At 48.0% G+C, this 20,097-nt stretch carries 19 protein-coding genes; all 19 read left to right on the plus strand.

Annotated elements, in window-relative coordinates:
* Nucleotides 1-75: 75 nt before the first annotated feature.
* Nucleotides 76-822: a GntR family transcriptional regulator gene (locus VN379_RS00905; RefSeq protein ID WP_325529854.1), complete on the plus strand. Its 747-nt coding sequence runs from the start codon at nucleotides 76-78 to the stop codon at nucleotides 820-822.
* Nucleotides 819-1,463, plus strand: coding sequence for a cobalamin B12-binding domain-containing protein (locus VN379_RS00910; protein ID WP_325529856.1), 645 nt, complete (start codon nucleotides 819-821; stop codon nucleotides 1,461-1,463). The genes VN379_RS00905 and VN379_RS00910 overlap by 4 nt, the downstream gene beginning before the upstream one ends.
* A complete protein-coding gene (locus VN379_RS00915) occupies nucleotides 1,427-3,295 on the plus strand; it encodes an ASKHA domain-containing protein (protein ID WP_325529858.1) in 1,869 nt (622 codons plus the stop codon). The genes VN379_RS00910 and VN379_RS00915 overlap by 37 nt, the downstream gene beginning before the upstream one ends.
* A gap of 17 nt (nucleotides 3,296-3,312) precedes the next feature.
* Nucleotides 3,313-4,230, plus strand: a complete 918-nt coding sequence (locus VN379_RS00920; protein ID WP_325529860.1) for a uroporphyrinogen decarboxylase family protein — start codon at nucleotides 3,313-3,315, stop codon at nucleotides 4,228-4,230.
* 217 nt (nucleotides 4,231-4,447) lie between these two features.
* A complete protein-coding gene (locus tag VN379_RS00925; RefSeq protein ID WP_325529862.1) occupies nucleotides 4,448-5,632 on the plus strand; it encodes an MFS transporter in 1,185 nt (394 codons plus the stop codon).
* Nucleotides 5,633-5,826: 194 nt separating this feature from the next.
* Complete coding sequence (gene larC, locus VN379_RS00930) at nucleotides 5,827-7,023, plus strand: nickel pincer cofactor biosynthesis protein LarC (protein ID WP_325529864.1); 1,197 nt, start codon at nucleotides 5,827-5,829, stop codon at nucleotides 7,021-7,023.
* 67 nt (nucleotides 7,024-7,090) lie between these two features.
* Nucleotides 7,091-7,870, plus strand: a complete 780-nt coding sequence (locus tag VN379_RS00935; protein WP_325529866.1) for an IclR family transcriptional regulator — start codon at nucleotides 7,091-7,093, stop codon at nucleotides 7,868-7,870.
* A 225-nt stretch (nucleotides 7,871-8,095) separates the two neighbouring features.
* Complete coding sequence (locus tag VN379_RS00940) at nucleotides 8,096-8,710, plus strand: 4Fe-4S binding protein (protein WP_325529868.1); 615 nt, start codon at nucleotides 8,096-8,098, stop codon at nucleotides 8,708-8,710.
* Nucleotides 8,710-10,155 carry a hypothetical protein gene (locus tag VN379_RS00945; protein WP_325529870.1) on the plus strand — a complete coding sequence of 482 codons (1,446 nt, stop codon included), beginning with the start codon at nucleotides 8,710-8,712 and terminating at the stop codon, nucleotides 10,153-10,155. The genes VN379_RS00940 and VN379_RS00945 overlap by 1 nt, the downstream gene beginning before the upstream one ends.
* Before the next feature lie 177 nt (nucleotides 10,156-10,332).
* A complete protein-coding gene (locus VN379_RS00950) occupies nucleotides 10,333-11,619 on the plus strand; it encodes a benzoate/H(+) symporter BenE family transporter (RefSeq protein ID WP_325529872.1) in 1,287 nt (428 codons plus the stop codon).
* Between the two features lie 23 nt (nucleotides 11,620-11,642).
* On the plus strand, nucleotides 11,643-12,440 hold the full coding sequence (locus VN379_RS00955) for a hypothetical protein (RefSeq protein ID WP_325529874.1): 798 nt from the start codon (nucleotides 11,643-11,645) through the stop codon (nucleotides 12,438-12,440).
* Between the two features lie 5 nt (nucleotides 12,441-12,445).
* The gene (locus tag VN379_RS00960; protein WP_325529876.1) at nucleotides 12,446-13,354 is read left to right on the plus strand and encodes a molybdopterin-binding protein; all 909 of its coding nucleotides are present in this window, start codon (nucleotides 12,446-12,448) and stop codon (nucleotides 13,352-13,354) included.
* The gene (locus tag VN379_RS00965) at nucleotides 13,335-14,117 is read left to right on the plus strand and encodes a 2-keto-4-pentenoate hydratase (RefSeq protein WP_325529882.1); all 783 of its coding nucleotides are present in this window, start codon (nucleotides 13,335-13,337) and stop codon (nucleotides 14,115-14,117) included. Before VN379_RS00960 ends, VN379_RS00965 begins: the two co-directional genes overlap by 20 nt.
* An 11-nt stretch (nucleotides 14,118-14,128) precedes the next feature.
* Nucleotides 14,129-15,001: an acetaldehyde dehydrogenase (acetylating) gene (locus tag VN379_RS00970; protein WP_325529884.1), complete on the plus strand. Its 873-nt coding sequence runs from the start codon at nucleotides 14,129-14,131 to the stop codon at nucleotides 14,999-15,001.
* The gene (gene dmpG, locus VN379_RS00975; RefSeq protein WP_325529886.1) at nucleotides 14,998-16,014 is read left to right on the plus strand and encodes a 4-hydroxy-2-oxovalerate aldolase; all 1,017 of its coding nucleotides are present in this window, start codon (nucleotides 14,998-15,000) and stop codon (nucleotides 16,012-16,014) included. The genes VN379_RS00970 and dmpG overlap by 4 nt, the downstream gene beginning before the upstream one ends.
* Nucleotides 16,011-17,120: a Xaa-Pro peptidase family protein gene (locus VN379_RS00980; RefSeq protein WP_325529888.1), complete on the plus strand. Its 1,110-nt coding sequence runs from the start codon at nucleotides 16,011-16,013 to the stop codon at nucleotides 17,118-17,120. Before dmpG ends, VN379_RS00980 begins: the two co-directional genes overlap by 4 nt.
* A gap of 53 nt (nucleotides 17,121-17,173) precedes the next feature.
* A complete protein-coding gene (locus VN379_RS00985; RefSeq protein WP_325529890.1) occupies nucleotides 17,174-17,734 on the plus strand; it encodes a carbonic anhydrase in 561 nt (186 codons plus the stop codon).
* A gap of 356 nt (nucleotides 17,735-18,090) precedes the next feature.
* Entirely contained in the window at nucleotides 18,091-19,431 is a 1,341-nt protein-coding gene (locus tag VN379_RS00990) for a UbiD family decarboxylase (protein ID WP_325529891.1), read from the plus strand.
* An 11-nt stretch (nucleotides 19,432-19,442) separates the two neighbouring features.
* Entirely contained in the window at nucleotides 19,443-19,994 is a 552-nt protein-coding gene (locus tag VN379_RS00995) for a UbiX family flavin prenyltransferase (RefSeq protein ID WP_325529893.1), read from the plus strand.
* Nucleotides 19,995-20,097: the final 103 nt, after the last annotated feature.

The raw sequence follows: 20,097 nt of genomic DNA on the forward strand, positions 1-20,097 counted from the left end.
GTTAAGAAGGGAAGATTCATGCGGCGTAGAAATGATTTACAGGAGAAGCTATCATAAGGTGGATGCAAAAAAGGCATGGACAGAATTAACAAAAATTTATTTACACCTCCCTTCTATCAGTTAGCAACCATTCTGGAAAAAAAGATACTATCAGGGGAATTGAAAGCAGGCGAGCCGCTGCCCTCAGAAAATGATCTTGGGCGTGAATATGAGCTTAGCCGGACGACTGTCCGCAAGTGTTTAAGCCTGCTTGCCGAGCGTGGCCTGATCAGTGCCCAGCAGGGCCGGGGAACTTTTGTATCAAGGCCGTCTTTGGACCGCGCCGAGTTTTTAATGAAAGAGTTCAATGTGCATGTAGAACATCTGGGGAAAGAGCCCGGACACCGGCTGATCCATGTGCGTTTCCGTAAGGATCTCCCAGAGTTTGCCACGAAATTGGGCATGGTGGCCAGCCACGGCGTTTTACATTATAGTCGCCTGCTTATGGCCGATAATGAGCCGCTCGCTGTTGAACACAAATATATGTCCTATATCAAGGGGCGGCCTATCCTTGAAAATGAGTTTCAATATAAAGCCTTTTCCGAGATTATTACCATCCATACAGACATTCTGCCGGTACGAAGTCAGGCTATTCTAAGTGCCGAAAGTGCCAGTGAATTTGATGCCAAACTCCTTAATGTGGCGCCGGGGGCACCTGTCCTAAAGCTGCAGCAAGCTCTGTATGATAGTGATGACAGACCTATCGGCATTGGTGTATTTTATTATCGCGGTGACCGGTACTCTCTGGTTTCAGATATACAACCGCTGAAGGGGGAACGATGATGGTGTTAGGACTTCTGGCAAGCGCTATCGGCGAGCTTGACGAGCCGTTGGCGCTCGAACTGGTCAAAAAGGGCTTAGAATTTGGCAGCTCGCCGCTGGACATTGTTGAAGAATGCCGTGCCGGTCTGGTGGCCGTGGGTGACCGGTACTCCCGCGGGGAATACTTCTTAGGCGATTTAATCCTCTCCTCAGAGATTTTTTCTCAGATTATGGATATGCTGGGCCCTGTAGTTGAACCTACTGAAAGAAAACCATTTATTGGTAAAATCGTTTTTGGCACAATTGAAGGCGATATTCATGATATTGGGAAGAATCTGGTAGGTTCTTTGCTGCGTTGTTATGGCTTTGAGGTGTATGATCTGGGTGTGGATGTATCGCCTGATAAATTTATCCTGGCTTTAACTGAGTCCGGCGCCCCAATACTGTGTCTGTGTACCCTGCTTTCTCCCGGTTTTGAGGCGTTAAAACGAACAATTCAATTGGCACGTTTAGTTGAGCGCAACACAAAAATCAAGATCCTCATCGGCGGGCTGGTTAATGAAAAAGTAAGAGAATATACCGGAGCAGATGCCTGGGTCGATGATGCCCGCCAGGGAGTGGAAATATGTCTGGATTGGAGCAGAGAGCTATCACAAAAGTAATCATTGATTATGAACCTGTGGGAAAGCGGGTCTATGCCGGGATCGGACAAACTATCCTGGCAGCAGCCCAGGGCCTGGAACTATTCGAACACGGCATTAGCGCGCCCTGTGGCGGTAAAGGTCTTTGTGGCCGGTGTCTGGTAAGGTTGATAGCAGGGGAGTTATCCTTGCCATCAGCTAATGAAATGAATATGTTGGCTCCAGCGCGACTTGAGCAAGGATATCGTCTCGCCTGCCAGGCGCAGATTGCCGGTCCGTGCAAGATCGAGATCCCTGTAACCTCTCTGATCGGTCGTCAGCAGCTACAGGTTGAAAGTCAGTACCAGGCAGCGCCGGTGGATTATCCGTTTAAACGGTATAGCGTTTCTGGTCTAATAAATACAAGTATTCACCATCCACATTCTTTGTGGCAGCAGATAGAAAAATTTTTAAAAGACAGGCATGGCGTAACAGGGCTTACGGTCAGCCTGGCTTTGCTGCGCCGCGTCAATCCGATGGTGACTGATGGTGAGCTGGCAGTGGCTGTTTGTGGCAGCCAAATTGTTAATGTAGCTGCTGTGGATTGCCCTTATACACCATTCGGCCTGGCCATCGACTTGGGCACAACCAAGATTGCTGCTTTTCTTATCAGGCTGGACACAGGCGAAACAGTAGCTGCGGAAGGAATTTTGAATCCGCAAATCGCGTATGGTGAGGATTTGATGAGCAGGCTGGCATTTGCCATGGCGGGTGAAGACAATGCCCGGCAGATGGTCAGTACAGCAGCCGGCGGGATTAATGAACTGGCCGAACGCCTGGCTCTGACCCAGGGGATTAGTGTTAACCAGATCAGCCAGGCTGTCATTGTTGGCAATACCGCCATGCACCACCTCTTGCTTGGACTGCCGATAAAGCAACTGGTCCTTTCCCCCTATGTGCCTGCAGCCACTCTGCCAATCGAGACTGCGGCCATAAGTATTGGCCTGAATCTAGGCGAGGCTGCCAGGGTATATATGACGCCCCCAATCGGTGGCTTTGTCGGCGGGGATCATGTCGCCATGATTCAAGCCAGCAGAATTGATGAAGCCCAAGGCATAACCCTGGGTATTGATATCGGGACAAATACCGAGATTGTCCTGGCTGTTAACGGGAGAATGCTATCTTCCTGTTCCTGCGCCTCAGGTCCGGCCTTTGAAGGGGCTCACATTTACCAGGGAATGCGGGCGGTAAATGGGGCCATTAGCGAGGTCAGGCTGTCAAGTGGCGGCATGGGGGTAAGCTGGCAGACAATTGGCAACCAGAAACCGATTGGACTGTGCGGTTCGGGAATTATTGACCTGATTGCCGAGCTTAACAAAGCAGGCGTGATTGCTGAAAATGGCAGGCTGAACACTGCCCACCCGCGGGTAAGGACAGAACCAGGCAAAGTGCCTGAGTTTCTCGTTGTACCCTGTGAAGAGAGCGGGTGTGACTGCGATATTGTGATAACCCAAAAGGATATTGGTGAGATTCAATTGGCTAAAGCGGCTATTGCCAGCGGGATTATCCTGTTATCAACTGCGCTTGGTGTTAAGGTAGAGGAGATCGAACAGGTAATTATTGCTGGTGCTTTTGGTTCTTTTCTGCGGCTGGAGAGTGCTATTGCCGTTGGTATGTTGCCAAATCTGCCGCTTAAACGGTTTTCTCAGGTGGGCAATGCTGCTGGCGCCGGGGCGTGTATGAGTCTGATATCTGAACGGGAACGCCGCCGGGCCGAATGCCTGGCAACAGCTATTGAACATGTGGAATTAGCGATACAGCCAACATTTAAACGGGTATTTGCCAAATCCTTGCAATTCCCGCGATTAAGCTAGCGGTAGTGGAGGCTATTATGGAACATCGAATAAGGGTTGAGCGGGCTATCAGGCGTCTGCCTGTCGACCAAGTACCCTGCGCTGAGCTTGTTATTAATGACGAACTGGTACAAACCATGTTTGATCAGGCGGTGATCCAGTTTAGTCACCGGCTGGAATTTGTTACCGCTATGGGCTTGGATGCCGTATGTCTGCATCCGCGCTGTGACTTGCGTAATGGAAGCATTCCCCGTAAGCAGGATATAGTTTTCAACGATGTAAAGAATTGGGTTACCACCGATTTATTTACCTTCGCCGTATTGGATGGACCGATTGGCTGGGGTGTCAGATTGCTGGGATTTGAGCAGATGATGAAGCAGCTGGTCCGCCGTAATCCGGATTTTTTGGAGCTGGTAACAGCTATTGAGATAATAAATAAGGACATGATGGATCAATTGGCTGACAACGGGGTAAATGGCATTATCCTTGCAGACGATATTGCCTTCAATCAGGGGGTTATTGCCCGTCCCGCGCTCTTGCGGGAAACGTTATTTCCTTCGTTGGCCTGTCAGGTGAGGTATGCACAACAGCTAGGTATGCCAGTTTTCTTTCATTCTGACGGTAACCTGACATTGGTGCTTGAGGATATCGTGGCGGCAGGGTTTGACGGATTACAGTGCATTGAGGCTTTGGCCGGGATGGAGATCGGCAAGCTAAAGCAACAATATGGTCATAAGCTATGCCTATGGGGGAACCTAGACCCGGCTGAATTAATTGAATCGCGAAGCCTGCGGCAGCTTGAGCATACTGTAAGCCAAATTGTCACTGGATTTGGCAGCAATAGCGGCTTGATTTTTGGTACAAGCAGCGGTCTATTTGAGCAAATGCGTTTGGAAAGTGTGCGGGTGGTTTATGAAATGGCCAAAAGACAAACTACTCATGGAGACAGAATATAAGGTGGTCTTTAATCAAGCAGGGGGTTAAAGACCACCTTATTTTACAACCCTACATGTTAAATGCATCTGAATATTTTCAATAGAAGGAATATTGTCAAAAAATGTCGTATATATATATTTAGTTGTCTACACGTCTAGGCTTTCAACAAAAGGAGGGCATGTTTTGATGTGGGAGAAGACGTGTTAATCTCTTTGATTTGTAAAAAGGAGGGCCAATATGCAAAATAATACTACATCATCACAGTACCGATGGGTTATCTTAATACTCTGTGTTTTATGTTTTTTGTTTAGTTTTATTACCCGCTTTACCTGGCCTCCGTTAATATCAGTCATAGTTCCTGATTTAGGCATGAATATGGGACAGGCCGGGGCCTTTATGAGCGCATTTTATATCGGTTACGTTGCGACACAAATACCGGCAGGCTTACTGGCTGACCGGTTTGGCGTACGGATCATTCTCTCGGTATGCTTAATCCTTGAAGGGTTGGCAACAGCCTCGTTTTCGCTGATTGGCGACTATCAATTAGGATTTAATCTGCGAATTGTCGCCGGCTTAGGATCTGGAGCTGTGTTTTCCTCCTGCTCGCGTGCCTTGGTAGAATGGTTTCCGCCCAGAGAGCAAGGTTTGGCTTTCGGAATTTTAACGGCAGCCCCTTCCAGTGGAATTTTAATAACTAATATTCTCGTACCCTATCTAAACCTGATATTTGGCTGGCGGGGCGCATTTCAGGCAGTGGGGATGCTGACGATCACTGCCGGGGTTCTGGTGTTTTTCCTGATGAAAGTCAATTGCCGTTTTGAACAGAAACGCGAAAACATTATAACCGGGTTAAAATATATATTTGGCAACAGAGATTTGATGTTGCTTTCTGCTGCCGGCTTCTTCCTGATGTGGCTGCAACTGGGGACTGCCACCTGGGCCAATGTTTATATAAAGGGGCTGGGCTTTTCGGTGCGTGAAGCCGGTACAGTAATGGCCTATTATGGTTTGGGAGGGGCTATTGCACCGCTTGTATCTGGTATTATATCCGACAGGCTGGGACGCAGGAAGCCTTTGGTGATCATCGCCTTTATCCTTGTCGTACCATTTACTATTTTGTTCGGCTATCAAACAAGACTTGAACTGTTGTATCTAACAGGATTCGCCGGCGGCTTCAGCGCTTATCTGGCTAATCCCCAGCTTACTGTACTGATATCGCAGACAGCAGGCATAACCCGGGCAGCAACGGCCAACGGTGTGGCAAACTGTTTATTCCAGATGGCATCCCTGATGAGTCCCTGGGTTATAGGGCAAGTGATTGATTTTACCGGCAATTTCAACTATGTCTGGTGGATTTTAGCGGCTGGCCCGTTGTTAGCGCTGTTGGTTATCGTTCGTGTTTATGAGGAACGTGTGCATTAGTCTAAAATATTTAAGGATAAAAGCCTCCCTGCCCAGCGGGAGGTTTTTTGGTAGAAAAATATTTTTTATAATTGCAGGAATTGCAATTATTTTGTGGAATTAGTTTATTTAAAATTATCGAACAACATATGACAATGTCGCACAGTGCATTGTCATATTTGTTCGATCACCCAAAACCAAGAGGAGTAAGCAGCATGACAATTGCCTATCTTGATTGTTTTTCGGGTATTAGCGGCAATATGATGGTTGGTGCCTTGCTGGATGCCGGCATGCCGCTGGAATACCTTGAAGCAGAATTAAAAAAACTATCTTTGTCATCGTATAAACTCATTGATAAGGAAGTATCAAAAAATGGAATCAGGGCCAGATATTTTAATGTCGATGTTAGCAAATGGTTCCAGCCTTCCCGGAATTTTAGTGATATTCGGTCAATTATTGATAATAGCCTGTTGTCCGATCAGGTCAAAAAGCATTCGTTAGCCATATTCTCCCGTTTAGCTGCTGCCGAAGCCAAAGTACACGGGGTTTCTGTAGATAAAATTCATTTTCATGAGGTTGGTGCTATTGATTCCATTGTCGACATTGTGGGGACCGCAATCGGTCTGGAATATCTGGGAATCGTGGAAATTTATGCTTCAGCTCTTCATGTCGGATCAGGCTATGTTAAATGTAGTCATGGACTTATGCCGGTCCCGGCACCGGCAACGGCGGAACTATTAACTGGAATTCCTTTTTATGCCGAGGGTATTAAGAAAGAACTGGTGACTCCCACCGGTGCGGCCATTGTCGCTACGCTGGCAAAAGGCTTTGGGTCCCCCCCGGCTCATTTTATAACCAGGAAGGTCTGTTATGGGTCTGGCAGCCGGGATATTGACATACCTAATGTTTTGCGTCTATATTTGGGAGATAAGGAACTGCGTAATGACTTAGGTGCTGCCGGTGAGACTAAGATCATTGAGACTAATATCGATGACCTGAATCCGCAGGTTTATGGCTATGTCATGGAGCGCCTGTTTGCGACAGGAGCCCATGAGGTGTATCTCACTTCGATTCTAATGAAGAAGAACCGTCCCGGCACCAAAATCACTGTTATGGCAGCAGCTGGTAAGGTCAGTGATATCTTGCAGATCTTACTGGCCGAAACAAGTACACTGGGGGTTCGTATTCTGAGCTGCGAAACCGCGCATATTGATGTCTCAATGCTGAATATCGAGACAGAGTGGGGGCCGGTTAAAGTCAAAATTGGCAAGCTGGGCGACAAAGTTATGAATATCGCCCCGGAATTTGAAGATTGCAAAGCCATTGCGGCCAAACATAAAATTCCACTAAAAACCATTCATCTGCAAGTATTGCGTAATTGTGGTCCCATGCTTGACCTGATGCTTAAGTAGTTTGCAGTGGTTCCTAAAAGCCCGGATTTCAGCCGAAATTACCGGTACTATTGAAAAGGGTGTATATATGCGAAATTCGACAAATGATAGTAAGCAGATTCAATCTATCGCCAGGGCGGTTAGTATTTTAGATCATCTGGCTGCCAACGGCAATGAAGACAGCCTGAGTAATATCAGCAGAACTATCGGTCTAAGCAAGAGTACAACCTATAGTATTATTGCTACACTTGAACAACTGGGGTTAGTACAGCAGGATCAGACATCTGCCCGTTATTCATTGGGAATGAAGCTGTTCGAGCTGGGACAGATTGTTCACTCCAGTATGGATATACGGAAACTTGCTGTACCGCCGCTGCGGGAATTGGTTGCAAAACATGGCGAAACAGCGCATCTGGGGGTTTTATCGCAGGGCGAGGTTGTCTATATTGACAAAGTAGCCAGTTTGCATTCTATTGGTATCTCATCGCAAATTGGCGGCCGCAACCCGGCCCATTGTACCGGCGTAGGTAAAATGCTGATTTCCGGTTTGGCTGATGAAGAAGTCGAAAAAATAGTTTCTGAAAAGAAATTAAAAAAATTCACGGAAAAAACAATTACAGATGGGGCTGCCTTGCAGCAACACCTCCAAAAAATCCGTCAACAGGGATTTGCTGTGGATGATGAAGAGATTGAAAGCGGACTGAGATGTATTGCCGCACCGATACGCGATCATCGCCGGAAAGTTATTGCAGCAATCAGCTTGTCCGGCCCTACGCAACGTATGAATCCTGAAAAATTAGATCAGATTATTGCCGATGTCGTTGATACTGCCAACACAATCTCAACGCAATTAGGCTATAAAAGATAAATAGTATAAACACGCTAATGAGGTGTCCAATGCACTCTCTTACTGTGTTTTTTTGCGAAGTAGTATGAACGGCGTGCGACAATGAGAGACAATAGCGATTGTTGCATTTGCTGTAATACCATATAGAGTTATGGCGCATCATGGGGGGGATGCTTAAACAGAAAAGATGAATGTGGTAAAAAAGATTTTGCGATGATTTTTTATTTCAATAAGGGAGGTATTCATTTGAAACTCATTTCTCTAAAACCGTTGATTAATGCAGATAAATGTATTGGCTGCGCTATCTGCAGTAAGGTTTGCCCGGCCGCAACCATTGTTATCAAGGATAAAAAAGCGATTGTCAATGAAGAGTTTTGTCGTGGTTGCGGCGCCTGTGAACAACGCTGCCCCGTATATGCCATTGCTATGGTCAAGCTGGAAAAACCTTACACGGTAGCCGTTAATGTGGAGGATGTTCCTTACGAAAAAATTCAGGAATTATGTAAAACTGCCCATATGCATCCGGAACAAATTATCTGCTACTGTACCGCTACCCGGGCTGAAGAAGTAGCTGCAGCTGTCCTGACCGGGGCCAAAACACCAGAGGAAATTTCCCGCAGGACAGGCATTCGTATGGGGTGCAAGGTTGAGTGTATCCAGCCGATACTGCGAATCCTGAAAGCAGCCGGCATTGATCCCGAGCGTCCTGATGGGTATCAATGGTATGGTATTACGCCTACACTCTGGGACATTTCACCGGAAATCAAAGAAAAATATAAAACAAGTGGCTTCTATTTTGACGAAGATATCAAGATTTTAGAAAAGGTAATTAAAGCAAAAGGCAGCAGGGGGGATCGTTGATGCGCAAACCGATTATACCGACAGCGGCAAAAGTATCACAATATGGTATTCATCCTAATCTTCTGACAAAAAGGATGGCCGAATATCCGGAGATGACTTCGGTAATGGTTAAGGAGCTGTTTCCTGATGCACCTGAGGTCATTTATCCCAGTGCGGCAGGGGACGGGCTTGACCTGATTAAAAAGGCGGCAGTCGCTGCTTTGCAAAATGTTGATATGTCTATGATTAAGCCGGGACACTCTGTCAATGTACTTGCCTCGCACCATGGCTTTACCTTATTAGGCGGCCAGCCATATGCGACATTCCTGAAAGTGGTGCGTGACGAGATCGAAAGTAAGACAGGTGCCACTGATATCAGACTGCGGGCCGGTAACGGGCTGCGTTTCCGTGAGACCGAGGAGTATATCAAGCAATATGGGCTGGATGTGCATTTTAAGGGGAAAGCCAGATGTATCGCCCCAATTGATGAAGGCATTCCTATTAAAACAGAAATTGGGACGTTATATGGGCTTAAGTCGGTGTATGATGCCGACTGGATTGTGCATGCCCATAATAGTGATGTCAGGGAAGTGCACTTTCACCGCCATGTGGACAGGGCCGTAAAACCGTTTGGTATGAGTTATGCCCGGATTGAAACCCGTTCAACGTATCACCAGAACCTGGGGCCGCGTGGAGCCAATTTTACAGCCCGGTCGATTTTTGAGTCAGAGTTTGTAAAATCAAAATTTGCCTTTACTGCGTTTTTAGATATGGCACCCAGCGGCGTGGTTGGTGTTGTGGCTGCCAATGATCTCTTTGAACTGAATGACTATCTTACTTTTGTCGGTCTTAATTATTACGGGAAGATAATGACCTTGCTTGGCGAGATTGACGAATGCATTGTGGGACTGGATTTCCCGTGCCCGGTGCCTTATGTGTTTGCGGCCGGTGTCATTTATGCCAATATGGTAGGGGCCAACGTCGATCTGTTTGATCTTGATGGGGATTTGCCGCCATATACCTGGTATACTGAAGCTTTTTACGGAAAGAACGGCAAGCCGCTGATTGACGACATTGCGCCGGTTAATCCTGCGGTTAAAATGGTCATTCACAATTATGCCTGGGGCGGCTACCCAAGCGCATTTTTCTCAGAACAGATACCAACAATTGTGGTAAAGAAAGAACAAGCGGAACTCTTTGACAATGATCCCCAGAATCTGGAGTATACCAAACATGCGGTGATTTCTGAAAACCTCGACAATGCCATGCAGTTTGCCTACAAAACGGCCAACACCGATAAAGTGTTAATTTTTGACGGAGCCATTGGCGGGCTGAACCTTAGCCATAGTCTCCTGCAGCTGCTGCAAGAAAAAGCGCCGGCTGTCTCAAAACGGGTAGATGAGGAATTAATGCCAAAATGGCTGAGACAACGCGGAATTTCTTCTTTGGGGGTCAAGCGGAAATAACCTGCCGCGGGAATAAATTACCGTAAACTCATACAGCCAGCCAACGTTACAATTTGATGTAAGGTTGCTTTTGCCATAAGGAGACTAAAGCCGGTGCCTGTTCAGCATGAAGCAGTTGAAGCAATTTATCGCCAAGTGAATGAAATAATGAATCTATAATTGAGGAGGGATTTTATTATGGCATGGATGGAACCAGGGTATAAACTTACCGAAAGCCTGAAGGTTGCAGTAAAAAACGCTAATGCCGCAGGAATTGGCACCGGTTTTGTCGCCGCGATATTTAGCATTATGGGCCCGGGGGTTATTGTAATGAATGCTGCTCAGCAAGGGAAGCTTGCCCCTGAGGTTGCCACTTCCTGGCTGTTTGCTATCTATATGACCGGTGGCCTGTTAACCATTTATTACGCTTTGAAGTATCGTTTGCCGCTTGTAGCCGCTTATAGTATTCCCGGCGCGATTATCATCGGCAAGTCATTAACTCACCTGCCTCACGCGGAAGCGGTAGGCGCTTACTATATGGTGGCATTGATTGTCATTATAATCAGTGTTTCAGGGCTGGTAAAAAAAGCCATTAATTACCTGCCGCTGCCGGTAATGCTGGGAATGATCGCCGGCGTAATGATGAGTTTTGGGGTTAATCTGGTCAGTGCAATCAAGGAGCAGCCGGTGCTTATTGGTCCGCCGGTGCTGCTGTTTTTTGCCCTCACGGCGCTGAAAGGGTTCTCTAAGAAATTCCCGCCGATCTTGGGCTCAATTATTTTGGGCGGATTTCTGGCAACAACGCTGGGCATGGCCAAATGGGATGTGCTCCAGTTTCAATTAGCCACCCCTGTGCTGTTTCTGTATCCGGAATTTACGGCCAGGGCATTTTTCGAACTGACAATCCCGCTGACGATTCTGGTACTTGGCGTGCAAAATATTCAAGCGGTGGGTGTTTTGATGGCAGAAGGTTATAAGAATCTGCCGATCAATTCAATATTCATTGCGCCTGGTATTGGAACTGTTCTTAATGCTATTTTTGGCGCCCATCCCTGCGTTACTGCCGGCCCCAGTACTGCCATTTGTTCCAGCCCTGCGGCCGGAGAGGATAAGTCGCTCCGCTTTATTGCTGCTATTTCGGAAGGCGTTTTTTGGATTCTATTCTCCCTTTCCGCCGGCGTTGCTATTGCGGTTGCCGGGCTTGTGCCGAAAGAACTGACGGCGATGCTTGCAGGCCTGGCTATGTTTGGCGTATTAATCAGTGCCTTCGCCGGTGCCTTCTCAGGCAGATTCAAATACGGTTCTTTCGTGTCCTTCCTTGTCGCTGTTTCCAATATCAGCATATTTAACATCGGTTCGCCATTTTGGGCACTTATCGCCGGTCTCCTGTTCTCAATCGTATTGGAACGTGAGGATTTTGTGGCTCAGCGCCAGGAGAAGGAGCAAGAGTTGCAGCTTGAGCGTGAAAATGGGCAAAATGCCTAATTCAATTGATGGGAGGGATGTCAGTGGCAAACGACATACGTGACATAATTTTTGCATCTGTACGGGACACTGCATATACGGCCCGCCTGACTGCGGAACAGGACGGGGTAGTGTCGGGAATTAAGCGGCTTCAAACAGTACTGGAGGAGCAGCAGCTAAGATATCAGCTACACAAAAACGACAACGATACAGTAACCGCAGGTGAGGTCATTCTTACCCTGACCGGAACACCTAAAGAGATTGCCGTTGCCGAAGAGTTTGCTATCGGTATGTTGAGTAAGCCATCCGGGATTGCCACTGCCGCCCGTAAAGCGGTTGCCAGCGCTGGTTCCCTGCGCATTGTGAGCGGTGCCTGGAAAAAAATGCCGCCGGAGATCAAGCAGCCTGTCAGAGAGGCAGTTAATCATGGCGGCGCGCATTTCCGGATTGTGGATGTCCCGTTTTTGTATCTGGACAAAAACTTTGTCCGCATGCTGGGCGGCATTAAGGAAACACTGGCTGCCGTAAGCACAAGGCCCGAGTTAAAGGTGCTGCAGTTAAAAGGGGAAACCGGCGATATTGCGGCCGAGGCGGTGTTGGCGGCCGAGTGTGGGGCCGGCATTATCATGGTCGATACCGGCAATGTGGAAGATTTACGCAGGGTAAGCGCCGGTCTGAGAAAAAACGGCTGGCGGTCCAAGGTTCAACTGGCTTTTGCCAAAGGAATTTCCCTGCAGAATATCGGTAATTTACAGGCCGAGGATATTGATATTCTGGATATCGGCATGGAAATTATTGATGCACCGTTATTAGACATGAAACTTGATGTAGTAGGGAGCTAACTGTCATGAAATTAAACCTGCTAGAGAAAACGGAACTGCGGGTTCAGAATGTCCTTATGAAAGATGTAAACTTAAGTGATATTGCCACAAGCGTAGCCCAAGTGCTGGAATTATCACCGGAAAAAGTGTTGGTCATTGATGTAAGGCAGGATCATTTTTGTCTGGATATCCTGGAAAAGACGGTTTCTATCAACCAGATTATTGGTAAGGAAAAATTGCTGCTGGAAAAGCTGGGGCAAATCACCGGACTTACGATTAGTCCTGAGACTTTTATTGATTCACAGGGTATTATGGGACTGATTAATTGCGATGTAATTGAGTCCGGGCAGATTATGACCAGAACGCAGGCTATGCTGACTGAAATCGAAAAAAATGTTCTGGCCCGGGCACTGGTTTACTCTACAGGTTTTGAACTTGAGCAGTCCATGATTGAAGACACGAATTCCCCGTATCTCTGTAAAGCTATGCAGGAAAACGGTTATAAAACAGAGTTCGGCGGTGTGATTGCCGACAGCAAAGGGGCGATCAGCAGAAAAATAATAGAAGCGGTCGATCGTGGATTTGGTCTGATTATTACTACCGGCGGTGTGGGGGCAGAGGACAAGGATTTTAGCGTTGAGGCGTTATTAGCTGTTGATCCGGCCGCACTGACTCCCTATATTGTCCAATTTGAACAGGGAACTGGTAGACATGTCAAGGATGGGGTACGTATTGGCATCGGTAAGGTGGGGCTTACTACTATCGTTAACCTGCCTGGGCCGCATGATGAGGTGGTAGCTGCCACTGAGGTCCTAAAACAATATTGTCGCGCCGGTTTGGTGGATCAGGCTGGTCTGGCGACTGAAATTGCCCGGGTTCTACGGGAGAAACTACAACAAAAATGGAGGGGTCACCATGGAAAAAAACATCATTAATCAATTGGCTGCCGCACTTTATGAGGCGGAGAAGACCGGTACAGCCATTGCAACTCTTACCGATCAGTATCAGCTTACCAACGACGAAGCCTATGCCATTCAGCTTGAAGGCATGAAACTGCGCCTGGCCGACGGGCATCGCATTGTAGGTAAAAAGATTGGTTTGACGAGTAAGGCCATGCAGAATGCGCTGGGCGTGTTTGAGCCTGATTATGGCTACATCGCCGATTATATGATGGGCTATGAAGGTGATGCCGTTGTTTTAAGCGAGCTTATCGCCCCGAAAGTTGAACCGGAAATTGCTTTTGTCTTAAAAGAAGACCTTCAGGGACCGGGTATTACCATTGCCGATGTTTTACGGGCCACTGCCGGGATTATGCCAGCCATCGAAATTATTGACAGCAGGGTAAAAGACTGGAAGATCAAGATTCAGGACACAATTGCCGATGGAGCTTCCATCGGGCGGGTTATCCTGAGCGGGAAGCTGACTCCCCTTGCGGATATTGACATGAGATATATGGGGCTGGTGCTTGAGAAAAACGGTGAAGTAGTTGCTACCGCGGCTGGCGCTGCAGTTCTCGGACACCCGGCCAACGCCGTCGCCTGGCTGGCCAATAAGCTGGCCCAATATAACATAAGCCTGAAAAAAGGTGAGGTTATCATGTCCGGTTCCTTTACCGCCGCCTGCCCGGTGGCTGACGGCGATAATGTAACATTTTATTTTGACCGTATTGGCAGTGTATCTGCGCGTTTCAAAAAATAGGAGGGGATTTTGTGAAGTTAAGGACGGCTATAGTTGGGCCAGGTAATATAGGAATAGATCTAATGCTGAAAATAGCCCGCAGCGAGCATTTGGAACTGGTAATGATGGCCGGGATTGTCCCCGACTCTTACGGATTAAAGCTGGCAGAAGAAAGAGGAATTAAAACCACACTTGAGGGCATTCAGGGAATTTTAAAGGAAGCGAATATTGATATAGTATTTGATGCCACCGGTGCCCGGGCTCACCAAATGCATGCACCACTCTTAAAAGCAGCAGGGATTTTTGCCGTTGATTTAACACCGGCCGCTGTGGGGCCATACTGTGTACCGGCAGTCGCGCTCAACGTGGGATCTGGTGTAGACAATGTCAATATGGTGACCTGCGGCGGGCAGGCAACTGTCCCGATTGTGGCTGCAATCAACCAGGTGGTACCTGTTGAATATGCGGAGATCGTGGCCACAATCTCCAGTAAAAGTGCCGGACCCGGTACCAGGCAAAATATTGATGAATTCACCGAAACCACCAGGAGCGCCCTGATAAAAGTGGGTGGGGCCAAAGACGGCAAAGCCATTATCATCCTGAACCCGGCAGAACCGCCGGTTATGATGCGCAACACAATTTACTGCAAGTGTGACACTCGTAATATTGATAAAATCAAAGAATCGATACACGCTATGGTGGCGGAAGTAAAAAAATATGTTCCCGGTTATCATTTAAAAGTCGAGCCTTATGCGGACGGGGAACGGGTAGTGGCCATGGTGGAAGTGGAAGGGGCCGGCGACTATCTGCCCAAATATTCCGGCAACCTTGATATTATTACCTCGGCAGCTATTGCTGTCGCTGAACGTTATGCCCAGCACAAACTGAAGGGGGTTAATTCATGAAGCACATTCGTCTCATTGACGTTACACTGCGCGACGGTATGCATGCCATCAGCCACTCGTTGTCGGCAGAACAAATGGCGGGAATTGCCCGGCGTTTGGATGAGGCCGGTGTAACTACTGTTGAAATTGGCCATGGGGATGGGATTGGCGGATCATCCCTGCAATACGGTTTCGCTAAATCTACCGACAGAGAGTATTTTGCTGCAGTTTCCCAAGCGCTAAAAAATTGCAAGCTGGATGTGCTGCTAATTCCCGGCATTGGGACAATTGAGGATTTGAAGGTTGCCATGGAATACAACGCTCATACAGTCCGGGTTGCTACCCATGTTACAGAGGCCGATGTGGCCGAACAGCACATAAATTTTGCCAAGAAACATGGGCTGGAGGCTATCGGTTTTCTGATGATGAGCCATATGGCATCTGTGGAAAAGGTAGTTGAGCAGGCCAAGCTGATGGAAAGCTATGGTTCGGATGTTGTCTATGTGACTGACTCCGGTGGTGCCATGGTGCCGGGGGAAGTGAAAGAGAAAATCGCGGCCGTGAAGGCGGCTGTCAAGGTGCCGGTTGGATTCCATGGCCATAACAATTTAGGTCTTGCAGTTGGCAATAGTTTAGCGGCTATCGAAGCCGGGGCCACCCTGATCGACGGCTCAGTCCGCGGTCTTGGTGCCGGTGCCGGCAACACCCAGCTGGAGGTATTGGCAGCCGTTCTTGCTAAAATGGGGTATGAAACCGGCATTAACCTCTATAAGTTGATGGATGTCGGCCAGGAGGTCATTGATCCGCTGCTGCATCGCCCCCAGGTAATCAGCAATGATGCGCTGGTCATCGGGTATGCCGGTGCCTATGGCAGCTTCCTGCTCCATGCCCGCCGCGCCGCTGAGAAATTTGGGGTTGATTCCCGGGATATTCTTATGGAACTAGGCCGGCGCAAAACCGTAGGCGGTCAGGAGGATTTGATTATTGATGTTGCCATTGAACTGAGCAACCAACGCCGGCAGGGGGCCGTATGATCAAGGCCCCTTACCATGACCGGCTGCAAAGAGCCCAGCAAATGATGGCTGAGATCAATCTGGATGTCCTGCTGATAACCAACCGGGAAAACCTGATCTACTTTACCGGTTTGACTCAGATTGAATGTCTGGCTGTGATCATTCCCCGCCAGGGCGAACCATGTGCCGTCACGTTATGGTTGGATGCCGGTTATGTAGGGAATGAGACTGGCATAAAAACGTACGGTTATCAGTTTCCCGGAGAAAGTCTGGTATCTAAAACCGTCGAGCAGATCAAGGCCTATGGTTATACCGAGCCCAGTATCGGGTTTGAGCGTTATTTTGTCGGGTTTGCCGTATATGATACGTTGCGTCACCATTTTCCGGAGAATGGGTTCAAAAATGCCGGGGACCTCTTTTACCGCCTGCGCGCGGTGAAAGACGCTGGTGAGATAGAGTATATGCGCGAGGCAGGGAGGATTGCTGTACAAGGCATGGCGGCCGCTGTGCAGGCTGTAGTGTCAGGCGTGCGTGAACTGGATGTCCTGGCCGAGGCGGAGTATGCCATGTTAAAGGCGGGCTCAGGCGGATCTCCCTTTCGTCCTCAGGTTGTTTCCGGCAGCCGGTCCCTGCTGACTCATCCCTGTGCCAGCAGTAAGAAAATTGAAACAGGTGAGATTGTCGTTATCCATTTGGGAGCTACGTATGAGGGGTATTGTGCCAAACTGTGCCGCACAGTGGCTGTTGGTGACATTGGCGACGACAAAAGAGCTGTGTATGAGCTGTTGCTGAAAGCACAAACAGCTGCCGTTGCAGCTCTTAAGCCGGGAATAGCCGTTGCTGAGGTGGATGCTGCCGCCAGGGAGATTGTTGAGGCGTGCGGCTATGGCAAAAGCTTTCTTGATGTCATTGGCTATGGCGTGGGTATCCGGCAATCTGAGTTTTATCCCATCATCGGCAAAGGCCGGAATGAACGGATTGAAGCCGGTATGGTGGTGGATTTGCTGTTGCCTACCATCTACAGACAGGATATTGGCGGACCCAGAGTTACGGATTGTATTTATGTAGCAAACAATGGTTCTGAATTGCTCACCAATTACCCGCGCCAGCTGATGCAAGCCTATTAATTACCACGAAATAGATCATGAAGATTAAATCGCAAGAAGGCAGGGGGAAAGATATGTCTGTCTTAGAACAGATGCTTGCAAAAAACAAAGCTTTTGTGGATAGTACGTCGCTGATTCATGAGCAGATCGGCAGCTATGTTGGCAAAGTGCCAAAACGTAATCTGGCCGTATTTACCTGCATGGATACAAGGCTGGTGGAGTTTCTCGAACCGGCTCTTGGTCTTAGGCGCGAAGATGCCGTCGTCATAAAAAATGCCGGGAATTCAGTGACAGGGCCGTTTGAGGCTACCATCCGCAGTCTGGTTATTGCAATCTATGAACTTGGTGTGCAGGAAATCATTGTTATTGGCCATGAAGATTGCGGTGTGGCTCACTCCAGCGCCGATACCGTGATCAATAAAATGCTGGACAGGGGAATCTCGCCTGATGCTATAAAAATGATCAAAGATGAGCTGGCCATTTGGCTGGATACTTTCCACCATCCTCATGACAATGTGCGGCAAGTCGTTGGACGAATAAGGAATAATCCACTGATCCCGGCCGATGTACCGATACATGGCTTAATATTTGAGCCGCATACAGGGGAAGTATCTGTGCTGGTCAACGGGTATTAGTACAAGGCTGCGTACTGGTGGAGTGGCTAACGCAATGCCTTATTTATCGCACATATTGCGATAATGTCGTAATATGCGGTTGGCGTTGCTGCTTTGCCCACTTACAGCAGGTATGGTTGTAAGAATTATAGTCTGCGTAATAATAAAGGCGCTATTGCCACCTTGGCAATGGTGCCTTTATTGTATGCCGGTAGGATTAATTGTGGGCTGCAGTCATAAATGGACAGTTCAGTCATATAGGTTATACCTATATGACTTATAAACATTATAGTATTAGATCTATTTACCTTTGTGTGATATAACATGAGTAGCGCCTGTTAATAGTGAATATGCTGAAAAGGGAACGGGGAGAGAGAATGATTTGTACATCACTGCGTGAATGGTTGGCCTGCCTGGAAAGGGAAAGCTGTTTGAAAACGGTCACTAAAAAAGTAGATCTCATACATGAACTGGCTGCTCTGGGTAAAAAAGCAGATGGCAAATATGCATTAAAATTTACGAACATTGGCAACGATATACCTGTTGTTACCGGTTTTGCCGGCAACCGAACCCTTATGGCCAAGGCGATGGGAGTAGAAGTTGAAAAAGCGGCAGAGCATTTTGCCTGGGCTCAAACTAACCCCATGGAATGCATTATTGTGGAGAAGGAAAAGGCTCCTGTAAAAGAATGTATTACCCTTGAAGTGGACCTGGCCAAACTGCCCATCCCGGTCCATCATGAAAAAGACAACGGTGCTTATATTACTGCAGCGCTCTTAATCGCTAAAGATCCGGAAACCGGCGAGCGAAATGTTGCAATTCACCGTCTGCAGGTCAGCGGACCTAACCGCCTCGGAATTTTGATCTTGCCCCGCCATTTGGCCAATTTTTACCAAAAAGCCGAAGCCCAGGGAAAAGTGCTGGAGATTGCCCTGGCCATCGGCGTTGATCCGATTCTTCTCTTAGCTTCGCAGGCGCTGGCCCCGCTAGGTTTTGATGAATTTACCATTGCCTCCCGCTTGTATGGGAAACCGGTGGAACTGGTAAAATGCGAAACTGTGGATTTAGAGGTACCGGCCCAGGCTGAAATAATTCTGGAAGGACGCCTGCTGCCCGGTGTGCGTGAGGTAGAAGGACCTTTTGGTGAATACCCCAAATACTATGGACCTGCTTCCTTAAAACCGGTCATTGAGCTGATGGCCATGACGACCCGGAAAGATCCGATTTTCCATACTATCGTCCCGGCCACAATGGAGCATTGCTTATTGGGCGCCATCCCGCGGGAAGGCGGCATGCTGCAAATTCTCCGCAACACGGTTCCAACCACGCTCAGTGTACACCTGACACCTGGCGGGACCTGCCGTTATCATGTTGTCGTTAAAATAGATAAAAAACATGAAGGCGAAGCTAAAAATGCCATGTGTGCCGCATTCGGAACCAGTCATGAAATAAAACATGTTGTTATTGTTGATAAGGACGTTGATATTTTTAATATGGAAGATGTCGAATGGGCGATTGCCACCCGCTCACAGGCCGGACGGGATGTAATGATTGTTGAAAGGGCAGCAGGCAATCTGCTTGATCCTTCGACAGATGAAGGCATTGGCGATAAAATGGGAATCGATGCAACCATTCCCCTGAATGCGACCAAAGAACGGTTTGAACGGGTGCGTATTCCCGGGGAAGAGACTATCAAACTGGAAGACTATATCGAATAACAGGGGGCTATATGGGGATCATTGTTGCCATTACGGGTGCAACCGGTGCGGTATATGGGGTTCGCTTACTACAATTTCTTAAGAAAATGGACATTGAAACACACCTGGTTGTTAGCCAGTGGGCTATTGAGACGCTGCGTACTGAAACCAACTATACCTTAGCCGACTTGGAAAAACTGGCGACACAGGTTTATGATAATAACGCACTGGGTGCGGCGATTTCCAGCGGTTCCTTCAAAACGGCAGGAATGGTTATTGCTCCTTGCAGCATGAAGACCCTTGCTGCGATTAGCTGCGGGCTAAGTACCAATCTCATTCAGCGGGCGGCTGATGTTGCCCTGAAAGAGGGGCGCAAACTGATCCTTGTTCCCCGCGAGACTCCGCTTAGTGCTATACATCTGGAAAACATGCTCAGACTAGCCCGCCTTGGTGTGGTAATGATGCCGCCGATGCCGGCCTTTTATAACAAGCCTGCAGGCCTAGATGATATTATTGACCATCATGTCGGCCGGATTCTGGACCGGCTGGATATTGAACATAATTTAATCCGACGCTGGCAGTAAGGCGCACAGGCTTAGCTGTAGATTACATCCGGGTACTATCTGCGAAAAAACCGCAGCTATTACCTTGTATTAAGTATTGCTATTTATTCGATGATGCTTATAT

Origin of the sequence: Sporomusa sp., assembly GCF_035561255.1 — a bacterium.
Taxonomy (GTDB): Bacteria; Bacillota; Negativicutes; order Sporomusales; family Sporomusaceae; genus Sporomusa.